The organism is Marinobacter sp. JSM 1782161 (assembly GCF_011421605.1).
Classification (GTDB): Bacteria; Pseudomonadota; Gammaproteobacteria; order Pseudomonadales; family Oleiphilaceae; genus Marinobacter_A; species Marinobacter_A bohaiensis.
This window is the reverse complement of record NZ_WSSA01000003.1, coordinates 708,978-732,318: the sequence shown is the minus strand read 5'-3', so window position 1 is coordinate 732,318 and position 23,341 is coordinate 708,978. Positions and strand designations below refer to the sequence as shown.

At 64.6% G+C, this 23,341-nt stretch carries 24 protein-coding genes; 15 read left to right on the top strand and 9 right to left on the bottom strand.

Going from position 1 to position 23,341, the window contains the following annotated elements:
• Positions 1 to 235: 235 nt before the first annotated feature.
• The 6 genes from secA (at position 236) to ribA (ending at position 7,541) form a co-directional block, all read left to right on the top strand.
• Entirely contained in the window at positions 236 to 2,989 is a 2,754-nt protein-coding gene (gene secA, locus GQB00_RS16210) for a preprotein translocase subunit SecA (protein WP_111497318.1), read from the top strand.
• A gap of 174 nt (positions 2,990 to 3,163) precedes the next feature.
• Positions 3,164 to 4,381 (top strand): bifunctional glutamate N-acetyltransferase/amino-acid acetyltransferase ArgJ, encoded by a 1,218-nt coding sequence (gene argJ, locus GQB00_RS16205; RefSeq protein WP_165857063.1) that lies wholly within the window; start codon positions 3,164 to 3,166, stop codon positions 4,379 to 4,381.
• A 1-nt stretch (position 4,382) separates the two neighbouring features.
• Positions 4,383 to 5,324 carry a Nudix family hydrolase gene (locus GQB00_RS16200; protein WP_165857062.1) on the top strand — a complete coding sequence of 314 codons (942 nt, stop codon included), beginning with the start codon at positions 4,383 to 4,385 and terminating at the stop codon, positions 5,322 to 5,324.
• A 26-nt stretch (positions 5,325 to 5,350) separates the two neighbouring features.
• Entirely contained in the window at positions 5,351 to 5,839 is a 489-nt protein-coding gene (moaC, locus tag GQB00_RS16195) for a cyclic pyranopterin monophosphate synthase MoaC (RefSeq protein ID WP_165857061.1), read from the top strand.
• 2 nt (positions 5,840 to 5,841) lie between these two features.
• Complete coding sequence (moaA, locus tag GQB00_RS16190) at positions 5,842 to 6,837, top strand: GTP 3',8-cyclase MoaA (RefSeq protein WP_165857060.1); 996 nt, start codon at positions 5,842 to 5,844, stop codon at positions 6,835 to 6,837.
• A 95-nt stretch (positions 6,838 to 6,932) separates the two neighbouring features.
• A complete protein-coding gene (ribA, locus tag GQB00_RS16185) occupies positions 6,933 to 7,541 on the top strand; it encodes a GTP cyclohydrolase II (protein ID WP_111497323.1) in 609 nt (202 codons plus the stop codon).
• Positions 7,542 to 7,782: 241 nt separating this feature from the next.
• Here the strand turns inward: ribA and dxs are convergent, their stop codons facing one another.
• From dxs to GQB00_RS16170, 3 genes are all read right to left on the bottom strand, one after another.
• On the bottom strand, positions 7,783 to 9,717 hold the full coding sequence (gene dxs, locus GQB00_RS16180; RefSeq protein ID WP_165857059.1) for a 1-deoxy-D-xylulose-5-phosphate synthase: 1,935 nt from the start codon (positions 9,715 to 9,717) through the stop codon (positions 7,783 to 7,785).
• 92 nt (positions 9,718 to 9,809) lie between these two features.
• Positions 9,810 to 10,700 carry a polyprenyl synthetase family protein gene (locus GQB00_RS16175; protein WP_165857058.1) on the bottom strand — a complete coding sequence of 297 codons (891 nt, stop codon included), beginning with the start codon at positions 10,698 to 10,700 and terminating at the stop codon, positions 9,810 to 9,812.
• Complete coding sequence (locus GQB00_RS16170) at positions 10,697 to 10,954, bottom strand: exodeoxyribonuclease VII small subunit (RefSeq protein ID WP_111497326.1); 258 nt, start codon at positions 10,952 to 10,954, stop codon at positions 10,697 to 10,699. Before GQB00_RS16170 ends, GQB00_RS16175 begins: the two co-directional genes overlap by 4 nt.
• Positions 10,955 to 11,075: 121 nt before the next feature.
• Here GQB00_RS16170 and GQB00_RS16165 point away from each other — a divergent pair, with 121 nt between their 5' ends.
• A complete protein-coding gene (locus GQB00_RS16165) occupies positions 11,076 to 11,663 on the top strand; it encodes a hypothetical protein (RefSeq protein ID WP_165857057.1) in 588 nt (195 codons plus the stop codon).
• On the opposite strand, the gene GQB00_RS16160 is transcribed toward GQB00_RS16165, so the two are convergent.
• Entirely contained in the window at positions 11,658 to 12,491 is an 834-nt protein-coding gene (locus GQB00_RS16160) for an NRDE family protein (protein ID WP_416234161.1), read from the bottom strand. The two genes, GQB00_RS16165 and GQB00_RS16160, sit on opposite strands and share 6 nt — an antisense overlap.
• Before the next feature lie 68 nt (positions 12,492 to 12,559).
• Here GQB00_RS16160 and GQB00_RS16155 point away from each other — a divergent pair, with 68 nt between their 5' ends.
• From GQB00_RS16155 to GQB00_RS16140, 4 genes are read left to right on the top strand one after another with little or no spacing between them, the layout of a single operon-like run.
• On the top strand, positions 12,560 to 13,342 hold the full coding sequence (locus GQB00_RS16155; protein WP_416234165.1) for a sulfite exporter TauE/SafE family protein: 783 nt from the start codon (positions 12,560 to 12,562) through the stop codon (positions 13,340 to 13,342).
• 47 nt (positions 13,343 to 13,389) lie between these two features.
• Complete coding sequence (gene lgt / locus GQB00_RS16150) at positions 13,390 to 14,178, top strand: prolipoprotein diacylglyceryl transferase (RefSeq protein ID WP_165857055.1); 789 nt, start codon at positions 13,390 to 13,392, stop codon at positions 14,176 to 14,178.
• A complete protein-coding gene (locus GQB00_RS16145) occupies positions 14,175 to 15,014 on the top strand; it encodes a thymidylate synthase (protein WP_165857054.1) in 840 nt (279 codons plus the stop codon). Before lgt ends, GQB00_RS16145 begins: the two co-directional genes overlap by 4 nt.
• An 11-nt stretch (positions 15,015 to 15,025) precedes the next feature.
• Positions 15,026 to 15,538, top strand: a complete 513-nt coding sequence (locus GQB00_RS16140) for a dihydrofolate reductase (protein ID WP_165857053.1) — start codon at positions 15,026 to 15,028, stop codon at positions 15,536 to 15,538.
• On the opposite strand, the gene GQB00_RS16135 is transcribed toward GQB00_RS16140, so the two are convergent.
• Positions 15,520 to 17,016 (bottom strand): DEAD/DEAH box helicase, encoded by a 1,497-nt coding sequence (locus GQB00_RS16135; RefSeq protein WP_111497333.1) that lies wholly within the window; start codon positions 17,014 to 17,016, stop codon positions 15,520 to 15,522. The two genes, GQB00_RS16140 and GQB00_RS16135, sit on opposite strands and share 19 nt — an antisense overlap.
• 228 nt (positions 17,017 to 17,244) lie before the next feature.
• Here GQB00_RS16135 and GQB00_RS16130 point away from each other — a divergent pair, with 228 nt between their 5' ends.
• Positions 17,245 to 18,030, top strand: a complete 786-nt coding sequence (locus GQB00_RS16130; protein WP_165857052.1) for an acyl-CoA thioesterase — start codon at positions 17,245 to 17,247, stop codon at positions 18,028 to 18,030.
• Between the two features lie 11 nt (positions 18,031 to 18,041).
• On the opposite strand, the gene GQB00_RS16125 is transcribed toward GQB00_RS16130, so the two are convergent.
• The 4 genes from GQB00_RS16125 to GQB00_RS16110 all read right to left on the bottom strand — a co-directional run bounded on the left by GQB00_RS16125 (position 18,042) and on the right by GQB00_RS16110 (position 20,971).
• Positions 18,042 to 18,947, bottom strand: a complete 906-nt coding sequence (locus tag GQB00_RS16125) for a haloalkane dehalogenase (protein WP_165857051.1) — start codon at positions 18,945 to 18,947, stop codon at positions 18,042 to 18,044.
• Between the two features lie 129 nt (positions 18,948 to 19,076).
• The gene (locus tag GQB00_RS16120) at positions 19,077 to 19,334 is read right to left on the bottom strand and encodes a hypothetical protein (protein WP_111497336.1); all 258 of its coding nucleotides are present in this window, start codon (positions 19,332 to 19,334) and stop codon (positions 19,077 to 19,079) included.
• A gap of 146 nt (positions 19,335 to 19,480) precedes the next feature.
• Positions 19,481 to 20,617: an amidohydrolase gene (locus GQB00_RS16115; protein WP_165857050.1), complete on the bottom strand. Its 1,137-nt coding sequence runs from the start codon at positions 20,615 to 20,617 to the stop codon at positions 19,481 to 19,483.
• Positions 20,618 to 20,626: 9 nt separating this feature from the next.
• A complete protein-coding gene (locus GQB00_RS16110) occupies positions 20,627 to 20,971 on the bottom strand; it encodes a hypothetical protein (RefSeq protein ID WP_111497338.1) in 345 nt (114 codons plus the stop codon).
• Positions 20,972 to 21,237: 266 nt separating this feature from the next.
• Here GQB00_RS16110 and GQB00_RS16105 point away from each other — a divergent pair, with 266 nt between their 5' ends.
• The 3 genes from GQB00_RS16105 (at position 21,238) to GQB00_RS16095 (ending at position 23,321) form a co-directional block, all read left to right on the top strand.
• Positions 21,238 to 22,323 (top strand): AI-2E family transporter, encoded by a 1,086-nt coding sequence (locus GQB00_RS16105; protein ID WP_111497339.1) that lies wholly within the window; start codon positions 21,238 to 21,240, stop codon positions 22,321 to 22,323.
• An 88-nt stretch (positions 22,324 to 22,411) separates the two neighbouring features.
• Positions 22,412 to 22,813 (top strand): peptidoglycan-binding domain-containing protein, encoded by a 402-nt coding sequence (locus tag GQB00_RS16100; RefSeq protein ID WP_165857049.1) that lies wholly within the window; start codon positions 22,412 to 22,414, stop codon positions 22,811 to 22,813.
• Complete coding sequence (locus tag GQB00_RS16095; protein ID WP_165857048.1) at positions 22,791 to 23,321, top strand: DUF523 domain-containing protein; 531 nt, start codon at positions 22,791 to 22,793, stop codon at positions 23,319 to 23,321. The genes GQB00_RS16100 and GQB00_RS16095 overlap by 23 nt, the downstream gene beginning before the upstream one ends.
• The last annotated feature ends 20 nt before the right edge of the window (positions 23,322 to 23,341 follow it).

The following is a 23,341-nucleotide window of genomic DNA, read 5'->3' as shown; positions in this document are numbered from 1 at the left end:
GCCGACCCAAAGCGGCCAGACGGCCCGGGTCACGCGGGAAACCGGACCTACCTTTCGCCTTCAAAACAAATAAGGTTAGAATGCCGTTCTTGTATGGCATGTCCGGGATGGCTCCCCATGTCCCACCGTACCGCGGTGCGGTGTCTTCAACGATGCCTTTCCCCGGTGGGGATATCCTGAGAATGGCAGGCGCCGCCCCGGTGGCGTATTTCGTTAATCAAAGAAGCAGTGGTCTATGTTCACGAAGCTCGCAACCAAGATGTTCGGCAGCAAGAATGCCAGGGAAATTAAGCGGATGCGCAAGGTCGTCTCCAGCATCAACGATCTGGAAGAGTCCTTTACCGCGCTTTCCGATGCCGAACTGCAAGGCAAGACCGCGGAATTCCGCCGGCGCCTGGACGAAGGCGAGACGCTGGACCAACTGCTGCCGGAAGCCTTTGCCACCGTGCGTGAGGCCGGTCGGCGTGTCATGGGCATGCGCCACTTCGATGTTCAGTTGATTGGTGGTATCACCCTGCATGAAGGCCACATCGCCGAGATGAAGACCGGTGAGGGTAAAACCCTGGTGGCGACCGCTTCCGTCTACCTGAACGCGCTGCCCGGCGAAGGTGTGCACGTGGTCACGGTGAATGACTACCTGGCCTCGCGGGACGCCGAGTGGATGGGCCAGCTGTACCGCTTCCTGGGTCTGCAGGTGGGTGTGATCGTGGCCGGACAGGACGGCCAGTCCAAGCGCGAGGCCTACGCGGCCGACATCACCTATGGCACCAACAACGAATTCGGTTTCGACTATCTGCGCGACAACATGGCCTTCAGCACCGCTGACAAGGTCCAGCGCGGGCTGAACTACGCCATTGTCGATGAAGTGGACTCCATCCTGATCGACGAAGCGCGGACGCCGCTGATCATCTCCGGCGCCGCGGAGGACAGCTCCAAACTGTATCTTGCGGTCAACACCCTGGTGCCGAGCCTGGACATGGGCGAGCCGGTGGAAGAGGGTGAGCCCACCGGTGATTTCACCATCGACGAGAAGAGCCGTCAGGTGGAGCTGACCGAGGCCGGCCACGAGAAGGTCGAACAGCTGCTGATCGACAAGGGCCTGCTGGAAGAGGGCGACAGCCTTTATTCCGCCACCAACCTGAGCCTGTTGCACCATGTGCATTCCGCCCTGCGGGCGCATCACCTGTTCCAGCGCGACATCGACTACATCGTCCAGGGTGGCCAGGTGGTCATCGTCGACGAACACACCGGCCGGACCATGCCGGGCCGTCGCTGGAGCGAGGGGCTGCACCAGGCCATCGAAGCCAAGGAAGGGGTCAAGATCCAGGCCGAGAGCCAGACCCTGGCCTCCACCACCTTCCAGAACTATTTCCGCCTGTACAACAAGCTGGCGGGCATGACCGGCACCGCCGATACCGAAGCTTTCGAGTTCCGTCAGATCTATGGCCTCGACGTTGTGGTCATTCCGCCCAACCGGCCGATCCAGCGCATCGACTACAACGATCTGGTGTATCTGACCCAGGAAGAGAAGTACCAGGCCATCATCGACGAAATCAAGGACGTGACCGGCGAAGGTCGCCCGGTGCTGGTGGGGACCGGCTCCATCGAGGCATCCGAGTTGCTGTCGATGCTGCTGCGCAAGGCCAAGATCGACCACCAGGTCCTCAACGCCAAGCAGCACGAGCGCGAGGCCCACGTGATCGCCCAGGCGGGCCGCCCCGGCGCGGTGACCATCGCCACCAACATGGCCGGCCGCGGCACTGACATCGTGCTCGGCGGCAACTGGGAAACGGAAGTGGCGGAATTGGACAATCCGTCCGAGGAACAGATCGCCAAGATCAAGGCCGAGTGGACCGAAACCCACAACAAGGTGCTGGAGGCCGGCGGTCTCCACATCGTTGGTACCGAACGCCACGAATCCCGCCGCATCGACAACCAGCTGCGGGGCCGTGCCGGCCGCCAGGGGGATCCGGGCTCGTCCCGTTTCTTCCTGTCGCTGGAAGATAACCTGATGCGGATCTTCGCACCGGATCGCGTCAAGAACATCATGCAGGCGATGGGCATGAAGAAGGGCGAGGCCATCGAGCACCGCATGGTCACCAACGCCATCGAGAAGTCCCAACGCAAGGTCGAGGGTCGCAACTTCGACATGCGCAAGACGCTGCTGGAATACGACGATGTGGCCAACGACCAGCGCAGCGTAATCTACGAGCAGCGCAACGAGATCATGGCGTCCGAGGACATCAGCGAGCTGGTGCAGACCGTCCGCGCCGACGTGGTGGACAACCTGATCAGCGACTACATTCCGCCGCAGAGCATGCCCGAACAGTGGGACATTGCCGGTCTGGAAGCGCAGCTGCAGTCCGAGATGGCCATCGAGCTGCCGATCCAGCAGTGGCTGGACGAGGACGACCGCCTGTACGAGGAAAGTCTGCGCGAGCGCATCCTCGACGAAGTGGTCAAGGTCTACCAGGAAAAAGAAGCGGTGGCCGGGGCCGAGGCCATGCGCAACTTCGAGAAGCAGGTCTTCCTGCAGGTGCTCGACACCCTGTGGAAAGAGCATCTGTCCAACATGGATCATCTACGCCGGGGTATTCACCTGCGTGGCTACGCCCAGAAGAACCCGAAGCAGGAGTACAAGCGCGAGGCCTTCAACCTGTTCGAGAACATGCTGGATGCGATGAAGCGCGATGTGGCGCGCATCCTGTGCCATGTGCGGGTCCAGGGTGAGCAGGAAATGGAAGAAATCGAGCGTCGTCGTCGCGAGGAGCTGGAACGCCAGATGGCGGCCGCCAACCTCAAGCATGACGAAGCCAGTGCGACGGCCCAGGCCAGCGGTGACACCCCGGGCGGCGACGGTGAGCCAGGCGGCCAGCCCCGCCCACAGCCGGAAACCTTCGTGCGCAATGAGCGCAAGGTGGGGCGTAACGAGCCGTGTCCCTGTGGGTCCGGCAAGAAGTACAAGCAGTGTCACGGTAAGGTGGCCTGAGGCCACTTCCGGGCCCGCGCCAGCAGCGTCGCGATTGACGGTGTTCCGGGCGGGAAATGCGCATGACACCAGCAACGTCCGCTGGATCGGATCTGCCCCGGCAATCCGCTCTTGCGGACGTTTTTTGTTTTACGGCGATTTTCGCCTTGCCCAGAGATAGAGAGGAGTAAGCCAATGGCGGTTGGATTGGGTCCCCTGCCGGACTTTCACGCGATCACCGGCCTGCGTCTGGGCGTGGCCCGGGCTGGCATCAAAAAGCCTGGGCGGCGCGACCTGGTGGTCATGGCGCTGGAGGAAGGCGCCCAGGTCGCCGGAATTTTTACCCGCAACCAGTTCTGTGCGGCGCCGGTCCTGGTGACCCGCGAGCATCTGTCCCAGGCTGCGCCAAGGTTCCTGCTAATCAACACCGGCAACGCCAACGCCGGTAATGGCGAGCAGGGTGTGGCCGATGCCCGGACCTGTTGCGCCGCACTGGCGGACCTGACCGGCACCGCGCCGAACCAGACGCTGCCGTTTTCCACGGGTGTTATCGGCGAACCCCTGCCCGTCGAGGTCATCCGCAATGGTTTGCCGGAGGCGCTGGACAACCTGGCCGAGAACCATTGGGCCGAGGCGGCCGAAGGCATCATGACCACCGATACCCTGCCCAAGGGCGCCACCTGTCGGCTGGAGCTGGACGGCAAGCCGGTACATATTTCCGGCATCAGCAAGGGTGCCGGCATGATTCGCCCCAACATGGCGACCATGCTGGGCTTCCTGGCCACCGACGCGGATATCGAGCCGGCCCTGCTACAGAGCCTGGTGTCCGAACTGGGTGAGCAGTCGTTCAACCGCATCACCATCGACGGCGACACCTCCACCAACGACGCCTGCATGCTGGTCGCCACGGGACGCAGCGAAGCGGCCCGGCTGACCGCCGACAGCCCGCACCTCAATGCCTTCCGCGAAGCGCTGAAAGCGGTGTTCATGACCCTCGCTCACGCCATCGTGCGGGACGGTGAGGGTGCCACCAAGTTCATCACCATCCGGGTGGAGCAGGCGGCCAGCACGCAGGAAGCGCTGGATGTGGCCTACACCCTGGCCCATTCGCCGCTGGTCAAGACTGCGCTGTTCGCCTCCGATCCCAATTGGGGCCGCATCCTGGCCGCGGTGGGGCGCGCGGGCGTGCCCGATTTGGACCTGTCCGCTATTGAAATCGACCTGGGGGACGTCGCCCTGGTGCGCAACGGTGGCCGCGCGGCCGATTACACCGAAGCCCGCGGCCAGGCGGTGATGGACGAGTCTGACATTACCATCCGCGTCGGCCTGGGTCGGGGAGAGGTCAACGACACGGTGTGGACCTGCGACCTGTCCCAGGACTACGTGACCATCAACGCCGAGTACCGGACCTGACATGAAACACGTGCATGTGGCGGTCGGCGTGGTGCGCCGGGGCGACCGGGTGCTGATCGCGCGCCGTCCCGAGGACGCCCATCAGGGCGGTCTGCTGGAGTTTCCCGGCGGCAAGGTAGAGCCGGGAGAGACGGTCCAGCAGGCGCTGGTGCGTGAGTTGGCGGAGGAAGTCGGTATCCGCGTGGCGGGCGCTTCCCTGGAACCGGTGATCGGCATTCGTCACGACTACGGGGACAAGCGGGTCTTCCTCGACGTCTGGCAAACATCGTCGTTCGACGGCGAACCCCACGGTCGGGAAGGCCAGCCGGTGCAGTGGCTGGATCAGGACGCCCTGCGCGACGACGCCTTCCCAGCGGCCAACCGCCCGATCATCCGGGCGCTCCGGCTGCCTCGCGCCTATCCCGTCAGCGGCGGTGAGGGGCTGGGCGGCGATGCGCTCTACCAGCATCTGTGCGCGCGCCTGGACCATCTGCGGCCCGAGCTGTTCCTATTGCGGGCTCCCTGGCTGGAGGAGAACGACTATCGGTCCCTGGCCGCCCGCCTGATCGACTGGTGCGGCCCGCGGCAGATCGGTGTGATGCTCCACGGTGCACCGGAGAGGCTGGATAGCCTGCCGGCAGCCGGCGTACACCTGCCATGGCGGGTAGCGGCCGGTCTGGATGCGCGACCGTTGGTCAGCGAGGCGCTGTTGGGCGTATCCTGTCACAATGAGGCGGAGTTGCAGCATGCCGCGGCCATCGGCGCCGATTTCGCAACGCTGGGCCCGGTGGAAGCCACGCGGAGCCATCCGGGGGCGGCGTCCCTGGGCTGGTCAGCGTTCGTCAACCTGGCTGGCGGCGCCACGCTGCCGGTTTACGCCCTGGGTGGGCTCGATTTCACGGCCATTGCCAGGGCACGTGATGCGGGCGGCCAGGGTGTTGCCGGCATCAGCGCCTGGTGGTGACCATCCGACAGAGGAAGCAGGATACCTTGAGCAAGCTGACACACCTGGATGACACCGGCGCCGCGCGCATGGTGGATGTGACCGACAAGGCCGCCACCAGCCGCGAGGCGCGGGCCGAAGGCTTTATCGCCATGCAGCCGGAGACGGTGGCCATGATCATCGAAGGCGAGCATCCCAAGGGGGATGTGCTGGCCACGGCGCGCATCGCCGGCATCATGGCGGCCAAGAAAACCCACGAGTTGATTCCGCTGTGTCACGCATTGAACCTGACGTCTGTTAAGGTGGAACTGGCGCCGAAGACGGGCGACGGAGACGGTGAGAGCGGCGTGCAGATCACGGCGCGGTGCCGCCTGACCGGCCAGACCGGCGTAGAGATGGAGGCCTTGACGGCGGTCAATGTCGCGGCGCTGACCCTCTACGACATGTGCAAGGCGGTGGACCGCGGCATGGAAATCGGCCGGGTCCGGCTGTTGGAAAAACAGGGCGGCCGGTCCGGACACTGGAAGCGGAGCTGAACATGACAGCAGCATTGGTCGACAATTTCGGACGCGAGGTCACCTACGTGCGCATCTCCGTCACGGACCGATGCGATTTTCGCTGTGTCTATTGCATGGCGGAAGACATGACCTTCCTCCCCAAGTCCCAGATCCTGTCGCTGGAAGAGATCGAAGCCATTGCCCGTAATCTGGTGGCCTGCGGGGTCACCAAGATTCGCCTGACCGGTGGCGAGCCACTGGTCAGGCCGGGAGTGGTTGGTCTGGTGGAGCGGCTTAAGGCGATGTCCGGCCTGCGGGAGCTGTGCATGACCACGAACGGTGGCCAGCTCGATAAGTACTCGGTTCCGCTGAAAGACGCTGGTCTGGATCGCCTGAACATCAGCCTCGATACCCTCGACCCCGAGCGCTTCCGGCAGCTCACCCGCACCGGTCGTCTGGAGCGCGTACTGGCCGGTATTGACGCTGCCCGTGACGCCGGTTTCGAGCACACCAAGCTTAATGCGGTGGTGCTCAAGGGGCGCAACGACGACGAAGTGGTTCCGCTGGTGCGTTTTGCCCTGGAGCGTGGGCTGGATATCAGCTTTATCGAGGAAATGCCGCTGGGTGTGATCACCGAGCACGACCGGGCCGAAGCTTTCTGTTCCAGCGATGAGATCCGCGAACGTCTGGGCGAAGCGTTCGACCTGAGCCCGATGTCCGTTGATACCGGTGGTCCGTCCCGCTACTGGCGGGCAGAGGGCTACGAGGCCAACCGCATCGGCTTCATTTCACCTCACAGTCACAACTTCTGTGGTGACTGCAACCGGGTTCGCCTGACCACCGAAGGCCGGCTGCTGCTGTGCCTGGGCAACGAACACTCCATGGATTTCCGCGAGATTATCCGTTCCCGCCCCGGCGATGACCTGGCTGTTCAGCGAGCCCTGCACGAGGCGATGAAGCTCAAGCCCGAGCGCCATTACTTCTCCCACGATTCCGAACCTCAAATCCTGCGGTTCATGAACGCCACAGGCGGTTGATACAGAAGCGCATTTCCTACGTACGTTCTCAGGGTACGCCGACCCCGGCCATTCTGATAAAATGCGCCGCCTGTTAACACGAGTGAGGTAACGCCGTGGCTGTTCGCTATGTCCAGAGCTGCCGACTCCCGACCCCGTTCGGTGTCTTCGACATGCATGGTTTCGAGGAACCGGATACGGGAAAGGAGCACATCGCCCTGACCCTGGGCGCCCTGGAAGGGGACGAGCCGCTGTTGGCACGCACCCACTCGGAATGCCTGACCGGTGACGCGCTCTACAGCATGCGCTGCGACTGCGGTTACCAGCTTGAGGAAGCCCTGCGCAGCATTGCCCGCGAAGGCCGCGGCATCCTCATGTACCTGCGCCAAGAGGGCCGCGGCATTGGCCTGCTCAACAAGATCCGAGCCTACAACCTGCAGGACCAGGGGGCCGATACCGTCGAAGCCAACGAGCAACTCGGGTTTGCGGCGGATCTGCGGGACTACAGCATGTGTAAGGACATGCTCGAGCACCTGGGCATCAAGCGGCTCAAGCTGATGACCAACAACCCGCGCAAGGTGAATGCCCTGACCGGCCTCGGCATCGACGTCGTTGAGCGCGTGCCGTTGCACGTGGGCCGTAATCCCCATAACGAGAATTATCTCGCCACCAAGCAGAGCAAGCTGGGTCATTGGCTGGAAACCCACCAGGACGACGAAGCCTGAGATAGTCTCTCCCCCCTCGCTTATGTCGCTGAAACGATCGTTTCGGAGGCCTATGCCGGGCGCCTGCGCCCGCCCATGGCCTCTGTGCGGGGGATTCCTATCGAGTTGTCGATGGCGGCTCGACAAGCCCTTCGTCCGTTTATTTAACGAAGCAGGACGCGCCCAGAAAAAAAGGGGATGGGGGCCTTCTCGGACCCGGATGCTGACGTTTCGATTGGGTTGAAGAAGAGGAAGGGCGGCGCTACTTCACCGCCCGCAGCGCTTTCTGGTCGTTCATGCGTGCCAGGCGCTTCTCGATCCGGCTCTGGATGCCGTCGGTATCCAGGCCGCACTCGCTGAGCAGCTCGCCGTGCTTGCCGTGGTCGACGAATCGGTCCGGCAGGCCTATGTGCAGCAGCGAGGCGTCGATGCCTTCCTCGTTCAGGAATTCCGCCACGGCGCTGCCGGCGCCACCGGCCACCGCATTTTCTTCCAGCGTTACCACCAGGTCATGCCGCTCCACCAGATCGCGCACCAGCTCGGCGTCAAGCGGTTTTACGAAGCGCATGTCGGCGACGGTGGCGCCTAACGCTTCGGCGGCCGGCATGGCCGCCGCGAGCAGGGCGCCGAAGTTGAGGATGGCGATGCGTTCGCCTTCGCGCACGATTCGGCCCTTGCCGATGGGGGCGGTTTTCAGGTCGGTGTCGATCATCGTGCCCGGGCCGGTCCCTCGCGGATAGCGCACCGCAGCCGGGCCGCTGTGGGCCAGGCCGGTCTGCAGCAGCAGGCGGGTTTCGTTTTCGTCCGAGGGTGCCATTACCAGCATATTGGGGACGCAGCGCAGGTAGCTCAGGTCGAAGGAACCGGCGTGGGTCGGGCCGTCTTCGCCCACCAGGCCGGCGCGGTCGATGGCGAACAGCACATCCAGGTTCTGGATCGCTACGTCGTGGATCAGCTGGTCGTAGGCCCGCTGCAGGAAAGTGGAGTAGATCGCCACCACCGGTTTGGCGCCGTCGCAGGCCAGGCCCGCGGCCAGGGTGACCGAATGCTGTTCGGCGATGGCGACGTCGTAATAGCGGTCCGGGAAGCGTTCGGCGAAGCGCACCAGGTCGGAGCCTTCGCACATGGCCGGGGTGATGCCGACCACACGCTCGTCCTGTTCCGCGCAGTCGCACAGCCACTGGCCGAAGACGTTGGCGTACTTGGGTTTCTTCGGAGCCGGTTGGGTTTCGGCCGCAGTGACCGGCGGTTTGGGCTCGATCTTGTTGATGGCGTGATAGCCGATCGGGTCCGCCTCGGCCGGTGCAAAGCCCTTGCCTTTCTTGGTCACGATGTGCAGGAACTGCGGCCCATCCAGCTCGCGGATGTTGCGCAGGGTATCGATCAGGAGTGGCAGATCGTGACCGTCGATGGGGCCGATGTAGTTGAAGCCCAGTTCCTCGAACAGGGTGCCGCCGGAAATCAGTCCCTTGAAATGCTCCTCGGTCTTGCGGGCCAGCGCCATCAGATTGGGTGCGCCCTGCAGAACCTTCTTGCCGCCATCGCGCACCTGGTTGTAGGTGCGGCTGGCCAGCAGCTTGGCAAAATAGTTGGACAGCCCGCCCACGTTGTGGGAAATGGACATGTCGTTGTCGTTGAGGATCACCAGCATGTTGGAGCGCAGGTGCCCGGCGTGGTTGAGTGCTTCGAAGGCCATGCCGGCGGTCATCGCGCCGTCGCCGATCACGGCAATGGTCTTGCGCGGCAGATTCTGCATCTTCGCGGCGATGGCCATGCCCAGGGCGGCGCTGATCGAGGTGCTGGAGTGGCCCACGCCGAAGGTGTCGTAGGGGCTTTCGCCACGCTTGGGAAAGCCGGCCAGGCCGTCTTTCTTGCGGATGGTGCCCATCTGCGCACGGCGTCCGGTCAGGATCTTGTGGGGATAGGCCTGGTGGCCCACATCCCACACCAGGCGGTCTTCCGGCGTGTTGAAGATGTAGTGCAGGGCGACGGTCAGTTCCAGCACGCCGAGGCCGGCCCCGAAATGACCGCCGGACTGGCCCACGCTCCAAAGCAGGTGCGCGCGCAGTTCCCGGGCCAGTTGGGGCAGTTGCTCCTCCGCCAGGTCGCGCAGTTGCTCCGGGGTGTCGATTCCGTCCAGCAGCGGTGTGTTCGGCTGGCGTGACGGAATCTCCTTGAAAATGGTCGTATCCTGCATCCGCTCTGTATCTTCTGATTCAATATGGGGCAATTATACGGGATCACCTTCCGCGGTTTCACATTTCCGTTCGGTTAGGTGTCGCCGGTGTCTCAATACGTGCGAGTAACGACGAAATCAGCGAGCTGGCGCAGCGGGTCGGCGCTGCTACCAAACATCGCGAGCGCCGCATTGGCTTCTTCCTGCAAGCATCGAAGATGATCGCGGGTGCCGTCAATACCCAGGCAGGCCGGATAGGTCGGCTTGTTGCGGGCGGCGTCCGAGCCCTGGGGTTTGCCGATGGTGTCGGTGGCGCCCTCGATGTCGAGCAGGTCATCCTGCACCTGGAAGGCCAGGCCCAGGGCCCGGCCGTAAGTGGCCAGGGCCTGGCGCTGGTCGTCATCGGCACGTTCGGAAGCCAGGGCGCCCAGCTGGATGCTGGCCTCGATCAATGCTCCGGTCTTGCAGCGATGCATGCGCTGCAGGGCTTCCAGGGGCAGGGTTTCCCCCACCGCGCCCAGATCGATCGCCTGACCGCCGACCATGCCGTTGCGACCGGCCGCGTTGGCCAGGATGCGCAGCATCGGCACCCGGGTGGCGTCGGCGAAATCGCCATAGGCGGCGAGAGCCTCGAACGCCAGGGCCTGCAGGGCGTCACCGGCGAGGATGGCGGTCGCTTCGTCGTAGGCGATGTGCACGGTCGGCTTGCCGCGGCGCAGGGCGTCGTCGTCCATGGCCGGCAGGTCGTCGTGGACCAGTGAGTAGGCGTGAATCAGTTCGATGGCGCAGCCCGGCACCAGGGCGTGCTCGGGGGCGCCTCCAGCGGCGCTGGCAGCCGCCATGGCCAGGATTGGGCGGATGCGTTTGCCGCCGCCCAGGACGGCATAGCGCATGGCCTCCTGCAGGCGTGGATCCGGTGCGGAGGCGTCGTCGAGCCAGCCGTCGAGGGTGGTTTCGATGGCCTGGCGCCAAGCCGTCTGGTCGGGAAGGGTGGTGGCGCTCATTGCCCCTCGTCTTCCTCGTGGAACGGTTGCGTGACGAATTCATCGCCGTCCGCCTTGACCAGCTGCTCCACCCGCTGTTCGGCCTGTTTTAGGGCCTGCTGGCATTCGCGGGTCAGTTTGACGCCACGCTCGAACGCCGCCAGGGATTTCTCCAGCGGCAGGTCGCCCTGTTCCAGGTCGCGCACCAGGGTTTCCAGCTCGTTCAGGGACTTTTCGAAGTCGGCGATGGTGACGCCGGCGGTCTCGTCGCTCATGACGGGAAATCTCCGCGGATGATCGGTTTCCGGCGGAGTATACCAGAGCGGACACTGTTTGCGTTGGCTGCCGCCGGATCGACGGCTATGCTGGTGAAAACGGTGGCGCAGGATGAGTGGCATGGAGTCAACGGGCTGGCAGGGCAGGGATCGCAGACGTTTCTATCGGGTGGACGACCGGGTCGCCCTGCGTTACGTGCGCCTCTCCGACGAGGCCTCCCTGTCCGGAGAAATGCAGGACCTTTCTCTGCGTACCCGACTGGCGGACCTGGATCTGGCGCTGGACGAAGCCATGGGGCGTTTTGCCGAACAGTCGCCGGCCGGGCAGACCGTTGCCGATCTGCTCAACCGCAAGCTCGAACTCGCCCTGGAAGCGGCGGGCGTGGGGCGGCAGGCCAACAGCGATCCCAGCCTGATCACTCGCGACATCAGTCTCAGCGTGGGTGGTTTCGCTTTCGCCACCGACGAGCGGATCGCCGTCGGCGAGAACCTGTTGATCGATCTGCTGTTCTACCCGGAAAGGCGCACCGTGCGGGCGTTGGCCCGGGTGGTGGCCAGCGAGCCGGCCGCCAGCGGGCAGTTGCTGCGACTGGACGTGGCGCGTATGGGGGATGCCGACCGGGAAATACTGATGGGGCACATCATGCGCCTGCAGAGCGAACGCATCCGGGCCCGGTCTGGCCCCGAAGACCCGCCCGCCGAGTCATGATGGCCTGATCCAGCGGAACGTCTGGCGCGGTCCGGCCTCCCCCCGGGCCCGCCAGTTCTGCTCGGTGACCTGGATCTCACCGTTCCGATGCACGCTGACAATGGTCGTCGCCCGGGTGCCGTAGTGCTCGCTGCGGATAAACGGCGCCGAGAGGAAGCGTTCGCGCTCCAGTCCCACCCCGGTATCCGGCAGGAAGCCATCGGGCGCCGGCGTGGTGTCCATCAATGCCTCGATAAGGGCGTCGTGCAGATCCGCCACCGGTGTCCCCCGCATATGCTGCACCAGGCTGTGGCGCAAGCGGACCAGTTTGGGCCAGGGGCTCTGCAGCAGGTGATTGCTCAGGCCATAGGCCCCGCGGAAGAGCGTGCGTCCGGGATGGCTGTCGCGATTGCTGTAGTACCAGCCCCGCTGGCCATTGGCGCGCACCAGGTTGTAGCCGGCGAACTGCGCGTGGCTGGTATCCAGTTCCCGTTTAAGATCGCCGGTTTTTCGTTCCAGCGCCGCGATGGGCAGGCTTCCCCGCGACCGCTCGCCGGCTTCCGGCCGACCGTCCCGCACGTTGGTTACCGCGGCGACAGAGCCGTCCCGGGTGATGGCCAGCCAGGTGCCTCCGGAACGGCTGTCGCGGCCGGCCAGGATCTCCGGTGCCGACCACCAGTGCATGGCCTCGGTGGGGCGTTCGTAGAACTCATCCCGGTTGGCGGCCACCACCAGAGGCAGGTCGGGATGCTGGTCAATGGCAAACAGGATCAGGCACATGGTGTTCCCGGTCGTCTCCGAGGAAAAGGATTGGGTCAAGGGCCATTCGGAATCTGGCAAGTGATCCATGGCATAGCCCTGTGTATCATACGGGCCTTTGCGATGGCTATTGGAGCGGTTTGGCGATGGACCTGGCGTTGCTGTTGACGATCTACCTGGCTCTGGGCGCCCTCGCCGGCGTACTGGCGGGCCTGTTCGGCATCGGCGGCGGTCTGGTTATCGTGCCGGTACTGATCTTCGGCTTCGCCCGGCAGGGCGTCAGCGGCGACGTGGCGGCCCATCTGGCCGTGGGCACATCGCTGGCGACCATCATTTTCACGTCGCTCAGCTCGATCCGCTCCCATCATCAGCATCGCGCGGTACGTTGGGAGCTGTTCCGACCCATGGCACTGGGGATCGTGATCGGTGCCATGCTGGGTGCCTGGACCGCCTCCCTGCTGCCCGGTGATGTGCTGGAGCTGGTGATCGGCGTGTTCGTGATCCTGGTGGGGCTGAAGATGCTGCTCGACGTCAGGCCCAAACCGGGGCGTGATGTGCCGGCGCGCGCCGGTCTGGTCGCCGCCGGCGGTGGTGTGGGCTGGGCGTCCGCCATTTTTGGCATCGGCGGTGGCACCCTCACGGTTCCCTTCCTGAGCTGGTGCAACGTGCGTATGCAGCAGGCGGTGGGAACTTCCGCCGCCTGCGGCCTGCCTATAGCGGTCGCCGGCGCCCTGACCAACGTCGCTACCGGCTGGCAGTCGCCGGAGCTGCCATCGTACAGCCTGGGGTTCATTTACCTGCCGGCTTTGCTTGGCATCGTGCCGACCAGTGTCCTGTTCGCACGCCTCGGAGCGGCGCTGGCCCATCGGCTGGATGCGGCGCTGCTGAAACGGATTTTTGCCCTGATCCTGTTGGTGATTGGTGTCCGCTTCCTGCTTTGAGGCTGCGCGGATAATCGATTGCCCGGACTCGCATAGAGAGAGATTGCATGCTGCGTTACCCACAGATTGACCCGATCGCGATATCGCTCGGCCCGCTGAAAATCCACTGGTACGGGCTGATGTACCTGATCGGCTTCGCCGTCGGCTGGTGGCTCGGGCGTCTGCGCACCCGCAAGCCCTGGTCGCCGGTCAACGAGCAGCAGATGGGCGATCTGCTGTTCTACATCGCCCTCGGGGTGATCCTGGGCGGTCGTTTCGGCTACGTCGTCTTCTACAACTTCCCGACCTTTATGGACGATCCGCTGTGGCTGTTCCGGGTTTGGGAAGGGGGCATGTCGTTCCACGGCGGCCTGATCGGGGTGATCCTGGCCATGTGGTGGTACGGTCGCAAGCTCAACTGCGGCTTCTTCGCGCTGGCGGATTTCGTCGCACCGCTGGTGCCGGTCGGTCTCGGCGCGGGGCGTATCGGCAACTTCATCAACGGCGAACTCTGGGGCAAGCCCACCGACGTGGCCTGGGGCATGGTCTTTCCCACCGCGCCGGATGCCCTGGCGCGGCACCCCTCGCAGCTGTACCAGTTCGCGATGGAGGGCGTGCTGCTGTTCGCCGCCCTGTGGCTGTTCTCCAGCAAGCAGCGTCCGCGCATGGCCGTGTCCGGATTGTTCCTGACTCTCTACGGCTGTTTCCGTATCATTGCCGAATTCTTCCGCCAGCCGGACCCGCAACTGGGTTACCTGGCGTTTGACTGGGTCACCATGGGGCAGGTTCTGTCGCTGCCGATGGTGCTGGCCGGCATACTCATGATGGTTTGGGCATACAGGAGAAAGGCAGCATGAAAGCCTATCTGGACTTGATGCAGGACGTGGTCGACAACGGCCTCGATCGCGGGGATCGCACCGGTGTGGGCACCCGCTCGGTTTTTGGGCGCCAGCTGCGGTTCGATCTGTCCGAGGGCTTTCCGCTGTTGACCACCAAGAAAGTACACCTGCGCAGCGTGATCTACGAGCTGCTGTGGTTCCTCAAAGGCTCCACCGACAACAACTGGCTGCGCGAGCGCAAGGTCAGTATCTGGAACGAGTGGGCGCTGGAAGACGGCGACCTGGGGCCGATCTACGGCAAGCAGTGGCGCAGCTGGCAGTGCCCCAACGGCGAGGTGGTGGACCAGATCAGCGAGGTGGTGGAGCAGATCCGCAACAAGCCCAACTCGCGTCGCCTGATCGTCTCTGCCTGGAATCCGGCGGAGCTGCCGGACGAGACCCGGAGCCCGCAGGACAACGCCCGCGAAGGGCGCATGGCGCTGGCTCCCTGCCACTGCCTGTTCCAGTTCTACGTGGCCGACGGCAAGCTGTCCTGCCAGCTCTACCAGCGCAGTGCCGACCTGTTCCTGGGCGTCCCCTTCAATATCGCTTCCTACAGCCTGCTGACGCACATGATTGCCCAGCAGTGCGATCTGGGCGTGGGGGATTTCGTGCACACTTTCGGTGACTGTCACCTGTACCAGAACCACCTGACCGACGAGATCGTGTTCGAGCAGCTCAATCGTGAACCGCGGGCCCTGCCCACGCTGAACATCCGCCGCAAGCCGGACAGCCTGTTCGACTACGAGCTGGAAGACTTCGAATTCGAGGGCTACGACCCGATGCCCGGCATCAAGGCCCCCATCGCCATCTGAGGAGCGTGGACATGCGCAAGGCACTGATCGTCGCCATGGCCCGGAACCGGGTTATCGGCCGCAACAACGCGCTGCCCTGGTACCTGCCAGGGGATCTGCGCTATTTCAAGCAGGCCACCATGGGTAAGCCCATCCTGATGGGGCGCAAGACCTTTGAATCCATCGGCAAGCCGCTACCGGGGCGCCTCAACGTGGTGATCACCCGCGATGAAAGCTGGCAGGCGCCGGCTGGTGTGGTGGTGGAGCATTCGCTGGAAGCGGCCTATCGCCGCGCCGGAGCCCAGGCGGAGCTGGATGGTAGTGAGGAAGTGATGATCATCGGTGGCGGACAGATCTACGCCGACGCCCTGGCCGATGTGGATCGCATGTACGTCACCCTGGTCCACGACGATGTGGAGGGGGACGCCTGGTTCCCGGAAGTGAACTGGGGGCAGTGGCAGGAAATCGGACGGGAGGATTTCTCCGCGTCCGATAACAACCCGTACGACTACAGTTTCGTCGTCTATCAGCGCCGCGGCGGCTGACGCTTCGGCGCCTTGCCTTTCGGCGCGCCGCCGTTGCCGCCGGGGCGCTTGCGGTCATTGCCCTTGCGGAACGGCTTCTTGCCGCCCGGCTTGAAGCCGCGTCGGTCGCCCTTGTTGGGCGGGCGCTTGCTGCGTGCCGGCGGGATCGGCAGCTCGGCCGGGGCTTCGAGCGGCATCGCGCCCGGTTGCGCCGATTCCAGCCAGCAGGCGAGGGCGCCCGCAATGCCTGCCATATCCAGATCGTTGCGCTCGGCAATGGCATCCAGCAGGGCCATGGCCTTGGCCTGACGCCCGTCCTCGGCAAAATCCAGCAACTGGCGTTCGAACTGCTGCACGCGCAGCTTCTGCAAATCGGCCGGTGGCGGCAGCTGGTAATCGCTCATGGGCGAGTTGGTAGCCCGCTCCAGGGTGCGCAGCCAGCTGCGCTCGCGCGGCGTCACCAGCAGGATCGCCTTACCTTCGCGCCCGGCACGACCGGTACGGCCCACCCGGTGGATGTAGGCTTCGCTGTCGTAGGGCACGTCGTAGTTGATGACGTGGGTAATGCGGGGCACGTCCAGGCCGCGGGCCGCCACGTCGGTGGCCACCACGATGTCCAGTTTGCCCCGGCGCAGGTCTTCCACGGCCTGTTCACGCTGGCGCTGGTTGATGTCGCCGTTCAGGGGCGCCACGGAATGACCGCGCGCGGACAGCTTGTCCGCCAGCAGGGTGGTTTCCGCCTTGGTGCGCACGAAGATGATGGTGGCGTCCACCGGTTCGACTTCGAGGATTCGGGTCAGGGCGTCCAGCTTGCGCTCGGCGAAGACCGGCAGCACGAACTGCGAGATCCGCGATACGGTGCGGGTCTGGCTCTCGATCTTCACCTCGTCCGCGTCGCTCAGGTAAGTCTGGGCAACCTTGCGGATGGGCGCCGGCATGGTCGCGGAGAACAGCGCTCGCTGGCAGCTCTCCGGCGTGCGCGCCAGGATTGCCTCGATGTCGTCGATAAAGCCCATGCGCAGCATTTCATCCGCTTCGTCGAGAACCACCGACTTCAACTGATCAAGCTGCAGGGTGCCGCGACGCAGGTGGTCCAGCAGGCGTCCCGGCGTGCCGACCACGACCTGGGCACCGCGCTGCAGGGCCTTGAGCTGGGGGCGGAAGTCCTGGCCCCCGTAGATCGGCAATACCTGCAGGTTCCTGAAGCCCCCGGCGTAGGTGGTGAAGGCCTCGGCCACCTGGATTGCCAGCTCGCGGGTCGGAGCCAGCACCAGGATCTGGGGCGCGGCCAGTTCCGGGTCGATGCGGCTCAGCAGCGGCAGCGCAAAGGCGGCCGTCTTGCCGGTGCCGGTCTGTGCCATGCCCAGCAGGTTGCGTCCGGTGAGCAGGATCGGGATGGATTGCGCCTGGATCGGTGACGGGTTTTCGTAGCCCACGGTGGCAATGGCGTCGAGAACCGCCGGGTGAAGGCCGAGCTCGGCAAAAGTCTTTGATTGCATTCAGGAAACTCAGGGGTCGGGAAAAAATACGGCGCTCCGGGACTGACAACGTCCGAGAAAAGGGGAGCGGTGAACTGGGTATTATAGACGCTGGCGCGCCAGATCGATATGCGCAATCCCGTCAGGGTCATAAGTAGATACACGCGGGTCGCGCTTGCGCGAGGCTCGTGGCTGGGGCAGCATCCACGCTTCTTTAGCTTTCAGAACCGATAAAAAGGACACAACACCATGACATTCGAGGCATTACTCGCCGGCGCCGACAGCGGTCGTCTGGCCATTCCGGGCAGTTGGGGGCAGGGCCGTGCCACCTTTGGTGGACTGGTCGCGGGGTTGGCGTACCAGCGCATGCAGGGGGTGGTGGCGGATGATCGCCCGTTGCGAGCCCTGCAGGTGGCCTTTGTCGGCCCGGTCACGGTGGACGCGCCGCTGTCGATCGAGGCGACCCTTCTGCGTGAGGGGCGGGCGGCGAGCCAGGTGGAGGCGCGCATCGTGCAGGATGGCGAGGTGCGGCTGGTCGCCCTGGGCAGTTTCGGCGGCGAGCGGGAATCGAGCGTGCAGGTGGCGGCGCAGCCCGCACCGGAAGCGCCGGCGCCGGAGGACTGTCAGCCACTGGATTACATCCCGGGTGTGACGCCGGAGTTCACACAGCACATCGAGATGCGCTGGGCGTTCGGTAATCTGCCGTTTTCCGGTCAGGCTTCGCGGGAAATGGGCGGCTGGATGCGTTTTCGTGAACCGGGTGACGAGATGACCGACGCCCATGTGATCGCCCTGGTGGATGCCTGGCCGCCGGCGGTGTTGCAGCACGTCAAACAGCCGGTTCCGGCCAGCTCGATGAGCTGGTCGCTGGAGCTGGTGCACCCGCGCCCGTCGATGGCGCCCGACGAGCCATTGCTGTACCGCAACTGGATCGACCAGGCCGGTGGAGGCTACGGTCATACCCATGCCGGTATCTGGAACCGGCAGGGCGAGCTGGTGGCACTGAGTCGCCAGACGGTGACCGTCTTCGGCTGAGTGGCGTCCGTTCAGACGGGGCGCACGACCGGCTGACGGCAGGCGTCGATGATCACCCGGGCGAACGCCTGGGGCGCATCCTCCTGCAGGAAGTGGCCGCCTCGCAGTGTGGTGTGCGGCTGGCCCTGGGCGCCGGGGATACGCCGCTGCATGTAGCGGTCGCCGCCGCGAGTGATCGGGTCGCCATCGCTGAAACACGTGATGAACGGCTTGTGCCAGTGCTCCAGTGCTTCCCAGGCGGCGCGGTTGGCGTCGCTGGCGGGATCGTCCGGGGCTACGGGAACCAGCCGAGGAAAGGCGCGGGCGCCGGCCTTGAAATCGGCGGACGGGAAGGGGGCGTCGTAGGCGGCCCGCTCGGCGTCGGTCAGGGGCCGCGAGGTGCCCAGCTGGATGATCCGGCTCACTGGGAACCAGGGGCTGTAGACGGCGAAGTTTTTCCAGAGGCTGAACATCAGCGGGGCCTTGTGGTCACCCGTGGGCAGCATGCCGTTGCCCACGATGATCCGCTCGAAACGATCGGGATGCTCTGCGGCGAGGCGCAGTCCCAGCAGGGACCCCCAGTTCTGGCACACCAGGGTGATCCGTTCGAGGCCGAGGGCGTCGAGCCAGGCCAATAGCCATTCCATGTGGGTCAGGTAGGTGTAGTCTGATGGCTCCGCAGGCTTGTCGGATTTGCCGAAGCCGATCAGATCCGGCGCCAGGACACGGAAACCCGCGTCGGCAATCGGCGGGATCATGTGCCGGTAAAGGTACGACCACGAGGGTTCCCCATGCAGCATCACCACCGGGGAGGCTTCGCTTGGCCCCTCGTCCACATAGTGCATGCGTAGGCCTCGGGCGACTTCGACATAGTGAGGCTCGAACGGGAAATCGGGCAACTGCGCGAAGCGCTGTTCCTCAGTACGAAGAATACGCATTCTGTCCAAATTCCTTACAACGAAAACGGGACGGCCGCCGCTTCGGCGGTGGTCTTGATGATACAGGATAGCTGAGAAAACAGCGTTCGGGAGGGCGGGGATCACATCCCCGGCAGAGCGGCCCCGGTATTAACCGGCCGCCTGCTGATCGTCTTTCTGTTGCTCCAGTTGGCGCATCGCCTCGTCCAGGCAGTTAACCGCGCCGCAATCGTCGGCCGAACACAGGCCGATGGTGTGACAGGCCATATCCTGGCGATTCTCGCCTTCGTTGGAGAAAATGCGCGCCTTGGGCAGCAGGGAACTGCAGTGACCGCACAGGAACGTGGGGATCACGCTGCCTTCGGCCAGTTTCGCAACATAGTGCTCATGATGCTCGTGGTTACACATAATGGCTCCTTTCAGGTTTTCATCGTGGGTGAGTTCTCCTTAACAGCGCCCATCTGTCTAACCTAAGGCCGAAAGATGACATTTCCAAGTCAAAATTTCGGTCTGCCTGTACGTAAATAACGCAATGCCGTCGGCGGTGTTCCGGGCTACTCCTGTAAATCGTTGATCTGTTCAACGATTGTGCGGAATACGCCAAGGCCGACCGGAATCAGCTCGTCGGGGAAGTCGTAGTCGGGGTTGTGCAACTGCGGGTGGACGTCGCCGGCTCCCAGGCCAAACATGGCGCCCTCGGCATGGAGCGTGAAGACGCCGAAGTCCTCGGACCAGCGAAAGCCCTCGGGCATGCGGTGAAATGGCACGTCGAGGCTCCGGCAGGCTTGTGCCACCTGCTCGAAGCCCTCCTGTCCATTGACGCTGGCGAGGAAGTCGTCCTCCCACTCGAACGCCACGCCCAGGCCGGCCCGCGCCGCGGCTTTGCGGGCCAGGTCGCAGGCCCGTTCCGACAGGGCGGTCATGGCGTCGTTGGTCTCGCTGCGCAGGGTCGCCATCAGCACCGCGTCGCCTGCCGCGGTACCGAAGGCTTTCTCGCCCAGGCGGGCGTGCACCAGGGTCACCCAGGTTTTCTCGGTGAAGGCCTCGGGGAGGCCGGGCAGCGACTGCATCAGGTGCGCCAGCGCCGGCGCCGGGCTGACGCCGTCCTCCGGGTGCGCGGCATGGGACGTCTTGCCGGTGAGGCGGACGATCAATCCCCTTGAAGCGCAGTTGAAAGGGCCGGGGCGTGTGAATACCTCGCCCAGCGGTAATCCCGGAACATTGTGCAGCGCGAAGGCGTAATCCGGCCGGTAAGGGACAAAGCGCGGATCGTCGAAGACCCGGCGCGCGCCCTGGCCGTCCTCTTCCGCCGGCTGGAACAGCAGGAGGACCCGGCCGCGAACCGGGCGTCTTTCGGCGAGGGTCCGGGCCAGACCGATGACGATGCTCATATGGCCATCGTGGCCGCAGGCATGGGCGCAACCGTCTACCGTGGAACGATGGGCCTGGCTGCTGCGTTCGTGGATGGGCAGGGCATCCAGTTCGCAGCGGATCAGTGTCGCGGGGCCGTGTTGCCGGCCATCGAACACCGCCAGCACGCCGGCGCCGCCAAGGCCTTCAACCAGCTCGTCCGGCTGACAGGCACGCAGCAACTCAGCGATGCGCCGGGCGGTGGCCTGTTCCTGGCCGGACAGTTCGGGGTGACGATGCAGTTCGTGCCGGATCCGGCGCAGTTCACTCAGGTCGGTCATGGTCGTGGGCTATCCGTTCTCGGGGGGCGGCGGGCGGCGGTTGGAACGCTTGTCGTCCCAGTCGAGGGCGCGCGGGTCGTACCAGTCCATCTCGCTCAGCACTTTTTCGTGGGTCGAGGGCGACAGGGTAGGCCACAGGCTCTGGAAGTCCTCCAGGCCTTCTTCGCGCCGGCGCGCCTGGCGGCTGCGCAGCTTGCCGAGAATCGTCGGCAGGCGCAATGCCTCGCCCAACTGACCGGGGCGAATCACTTCCTGGCCCATCACCTTCTTGCGATGGGTACGGCGGGCCAGGGTCGCCTGCAGGGCTTCGGCGGCCTCGATGGCCGTCTCCACGGAAAACTCGATGCTGTTCAAGGCTCCCACTATTCCCAATGTTTGTTCCTGTCAGGCACCACCGGTCATCGCCGCATGAATGAAGCTACCGGCTTGCGGCCCTGGCCCGACATTCCGCATGCTGCTCTCGGGCCGCGATAAAAATCGAGCTGCAACAGACCAAAGTGTACTATAGCCTCACCAGATGCCGGCTGGCCATGGTCAGGAATGCTTACGGGACGGGCCCCGGAGCCCGGACAGGCCGATGCGGCAGCCAACCGAAGGATTGGATCAAAGGTTTGCGATTTATGTACGAAGTTCTCGAAAGGCGGTCGTTCCTGGCCATGTTGCTGGTGGTCTCACTGGCCTTCCTGTTCCTGATCAAACCGTTCACCGGGCCGATTTTCTGGGCGGTGGCGATCGCCGTGATCTTTAATCCGGTCCAGAACTGGCTCTATCTCCGGATGCCCGGCCGCCACAATACGGTGGCCTTGCTGACATTGGTGCTGTGTCTGTTCATCGTGGTGATTCCGTCGCTGCTGTTGATCTCGTCCCTGATCGCCGAAGGCGTGGGTCTGTATCAGCGCGTGCAGTCCGGGGAGTTGAACCCCGGCCAGTACATCGACCAGGTCAACCAGGCCTTTCCCGCGTTCCAGGCGTTTCTCGACCGTTTCGATATTGATCTGGACCGGCTCCGGGAGGGCGTCGTGTCCACCTTTGTTGGTGGCAGCAAGCTGCTGGCGAAGCAGGCCCTGGGTATTGGCCAGAACACCTTCCAGTTTTTCCTGTCCTTCTCGTTGATGGCTTACCTGGCCTTTTTCCTGCTGCGCGACGGCTCGCGCCTGGTGGAGCTGTTGATCCGGGCACTGCCGCTGGGTGACGAGCGCGAGCGCCTGCTGTTTGCCAAGTTCGCGGAGGTAACCCGGGCCACGGTCAAGGGCAACCTGCTGGTGGCGGTGGTGCAGGGGGCCCTCGGTGGCCTGATCTTCTGGATCCTGGGCATCAACGGGGCCCTGCTGTGGGGTGTGGTGATGGCCATTGCGTCGCTGATCCCCGCGGTCGGCGCGGCACTGGTGTGGGCGCCGGCGGCCATCTACCTGGCGGCGGTCGGCGACTATGTCTCGGCGATCATCCTGACGGCGTTCGGCGTACTGGTCATCGGGCTGGCGGACAATCTGCTGCGTCCGATCCTGGTGGGACGTGACACCAAGCTGCCGGACTACATGGTGCTGCTGTCCACCCTGGGCGGTATCGTCATGTTCGGCATCAACGGCTTCGTCATGGGGCCGCTGGTGGCCGCCCTGTTCGTGGCCTTCTGGGGGATATTCATCCGCGAATTCAGCGATCCGGCCGAGCAGCGTCGGCACCCCGGGGAGACGGCGGACGACGGCTGACCGACCGGGGCAAATGCGCTAGCATGAATCGGGGATGACGGCCTGTTCACCGGGCCGGGTCCCGGATTCGAACCCTCAGGAGAACAAGATGAATAAAATAATCCCGGGAAAACAATGGCTGGCGAGTGGTGCCCTGGTGGCGGCGATGTCCCTGACCGGAGCTCCGGCGTGGGCTGCGCAGGAGGTCCTGGCCTTGCAGAATGCGCTCTACGGCGCCGGCTATGACATCGAGCAGGCCGATGGCCGGATGGGGCCGTCGACCGTTTCCGCGCTGAAAGCTTTCCAGACAGATCATCCGGAACTGCAGGTGTCCGGCAAGCTCGACGATCCCACCAAGAAAGCCCTTGGCATGGTGCCTGTGCAGGTAGCGGCGGCCAGCGTTGCGGAGCCCGCAGCCAGCGCGCCGGCTGACGTGGCGCCCGAGCCGGCCAGCGAGCCCGAAGAGGGTGCGGTGGAAGAGGAAGATGATGGCGACTGGCTGTTCTTCTGATCCCGCCCGGACCTCCCCGCAACGGCGGGTGCTGATCAGCGCCTGCCTGCTGGGGGAGAACGTGCGCTACGACGGCGGCAACCTGCTGACCGAGCATCCGGTGATTCGCCGCTGGCACGAGGAAGGGCGGGTGGTTCAGGTGTGTCCGGAAGTGGCCGGCGGTCTGCCGACGCCGCGCCCGCCGGCAGAGGCTCGCGGTGGGGACGGTCGTGATGTGCTTGCCGGTCGCGCGCGGATTATCGCGCGTGACGGTGAGGATGTGACCGACGCCTTCGTGGAAGGCGCCAGTCTGGCCCTGCGCACGGCTGAACAGCAGCACTGTGTGCTGGCGGTTTTGGCGGCGCGCAGCCCAAGCTGCGGTAATCGGGAAGTCTACGACGGTTCGTTCAGCGGCCGGTTGATGCCCGGCATGGGGACCGCGGCCGCGCGGCTCGAAGCCGCCGGCATCGCGGTGTTCAACCAGAACGAACTGGAGGCGGCGGACGCCCGTCTGCGCGCCGTGGAGTGAGCGCAAGCGGCATCCGCCAA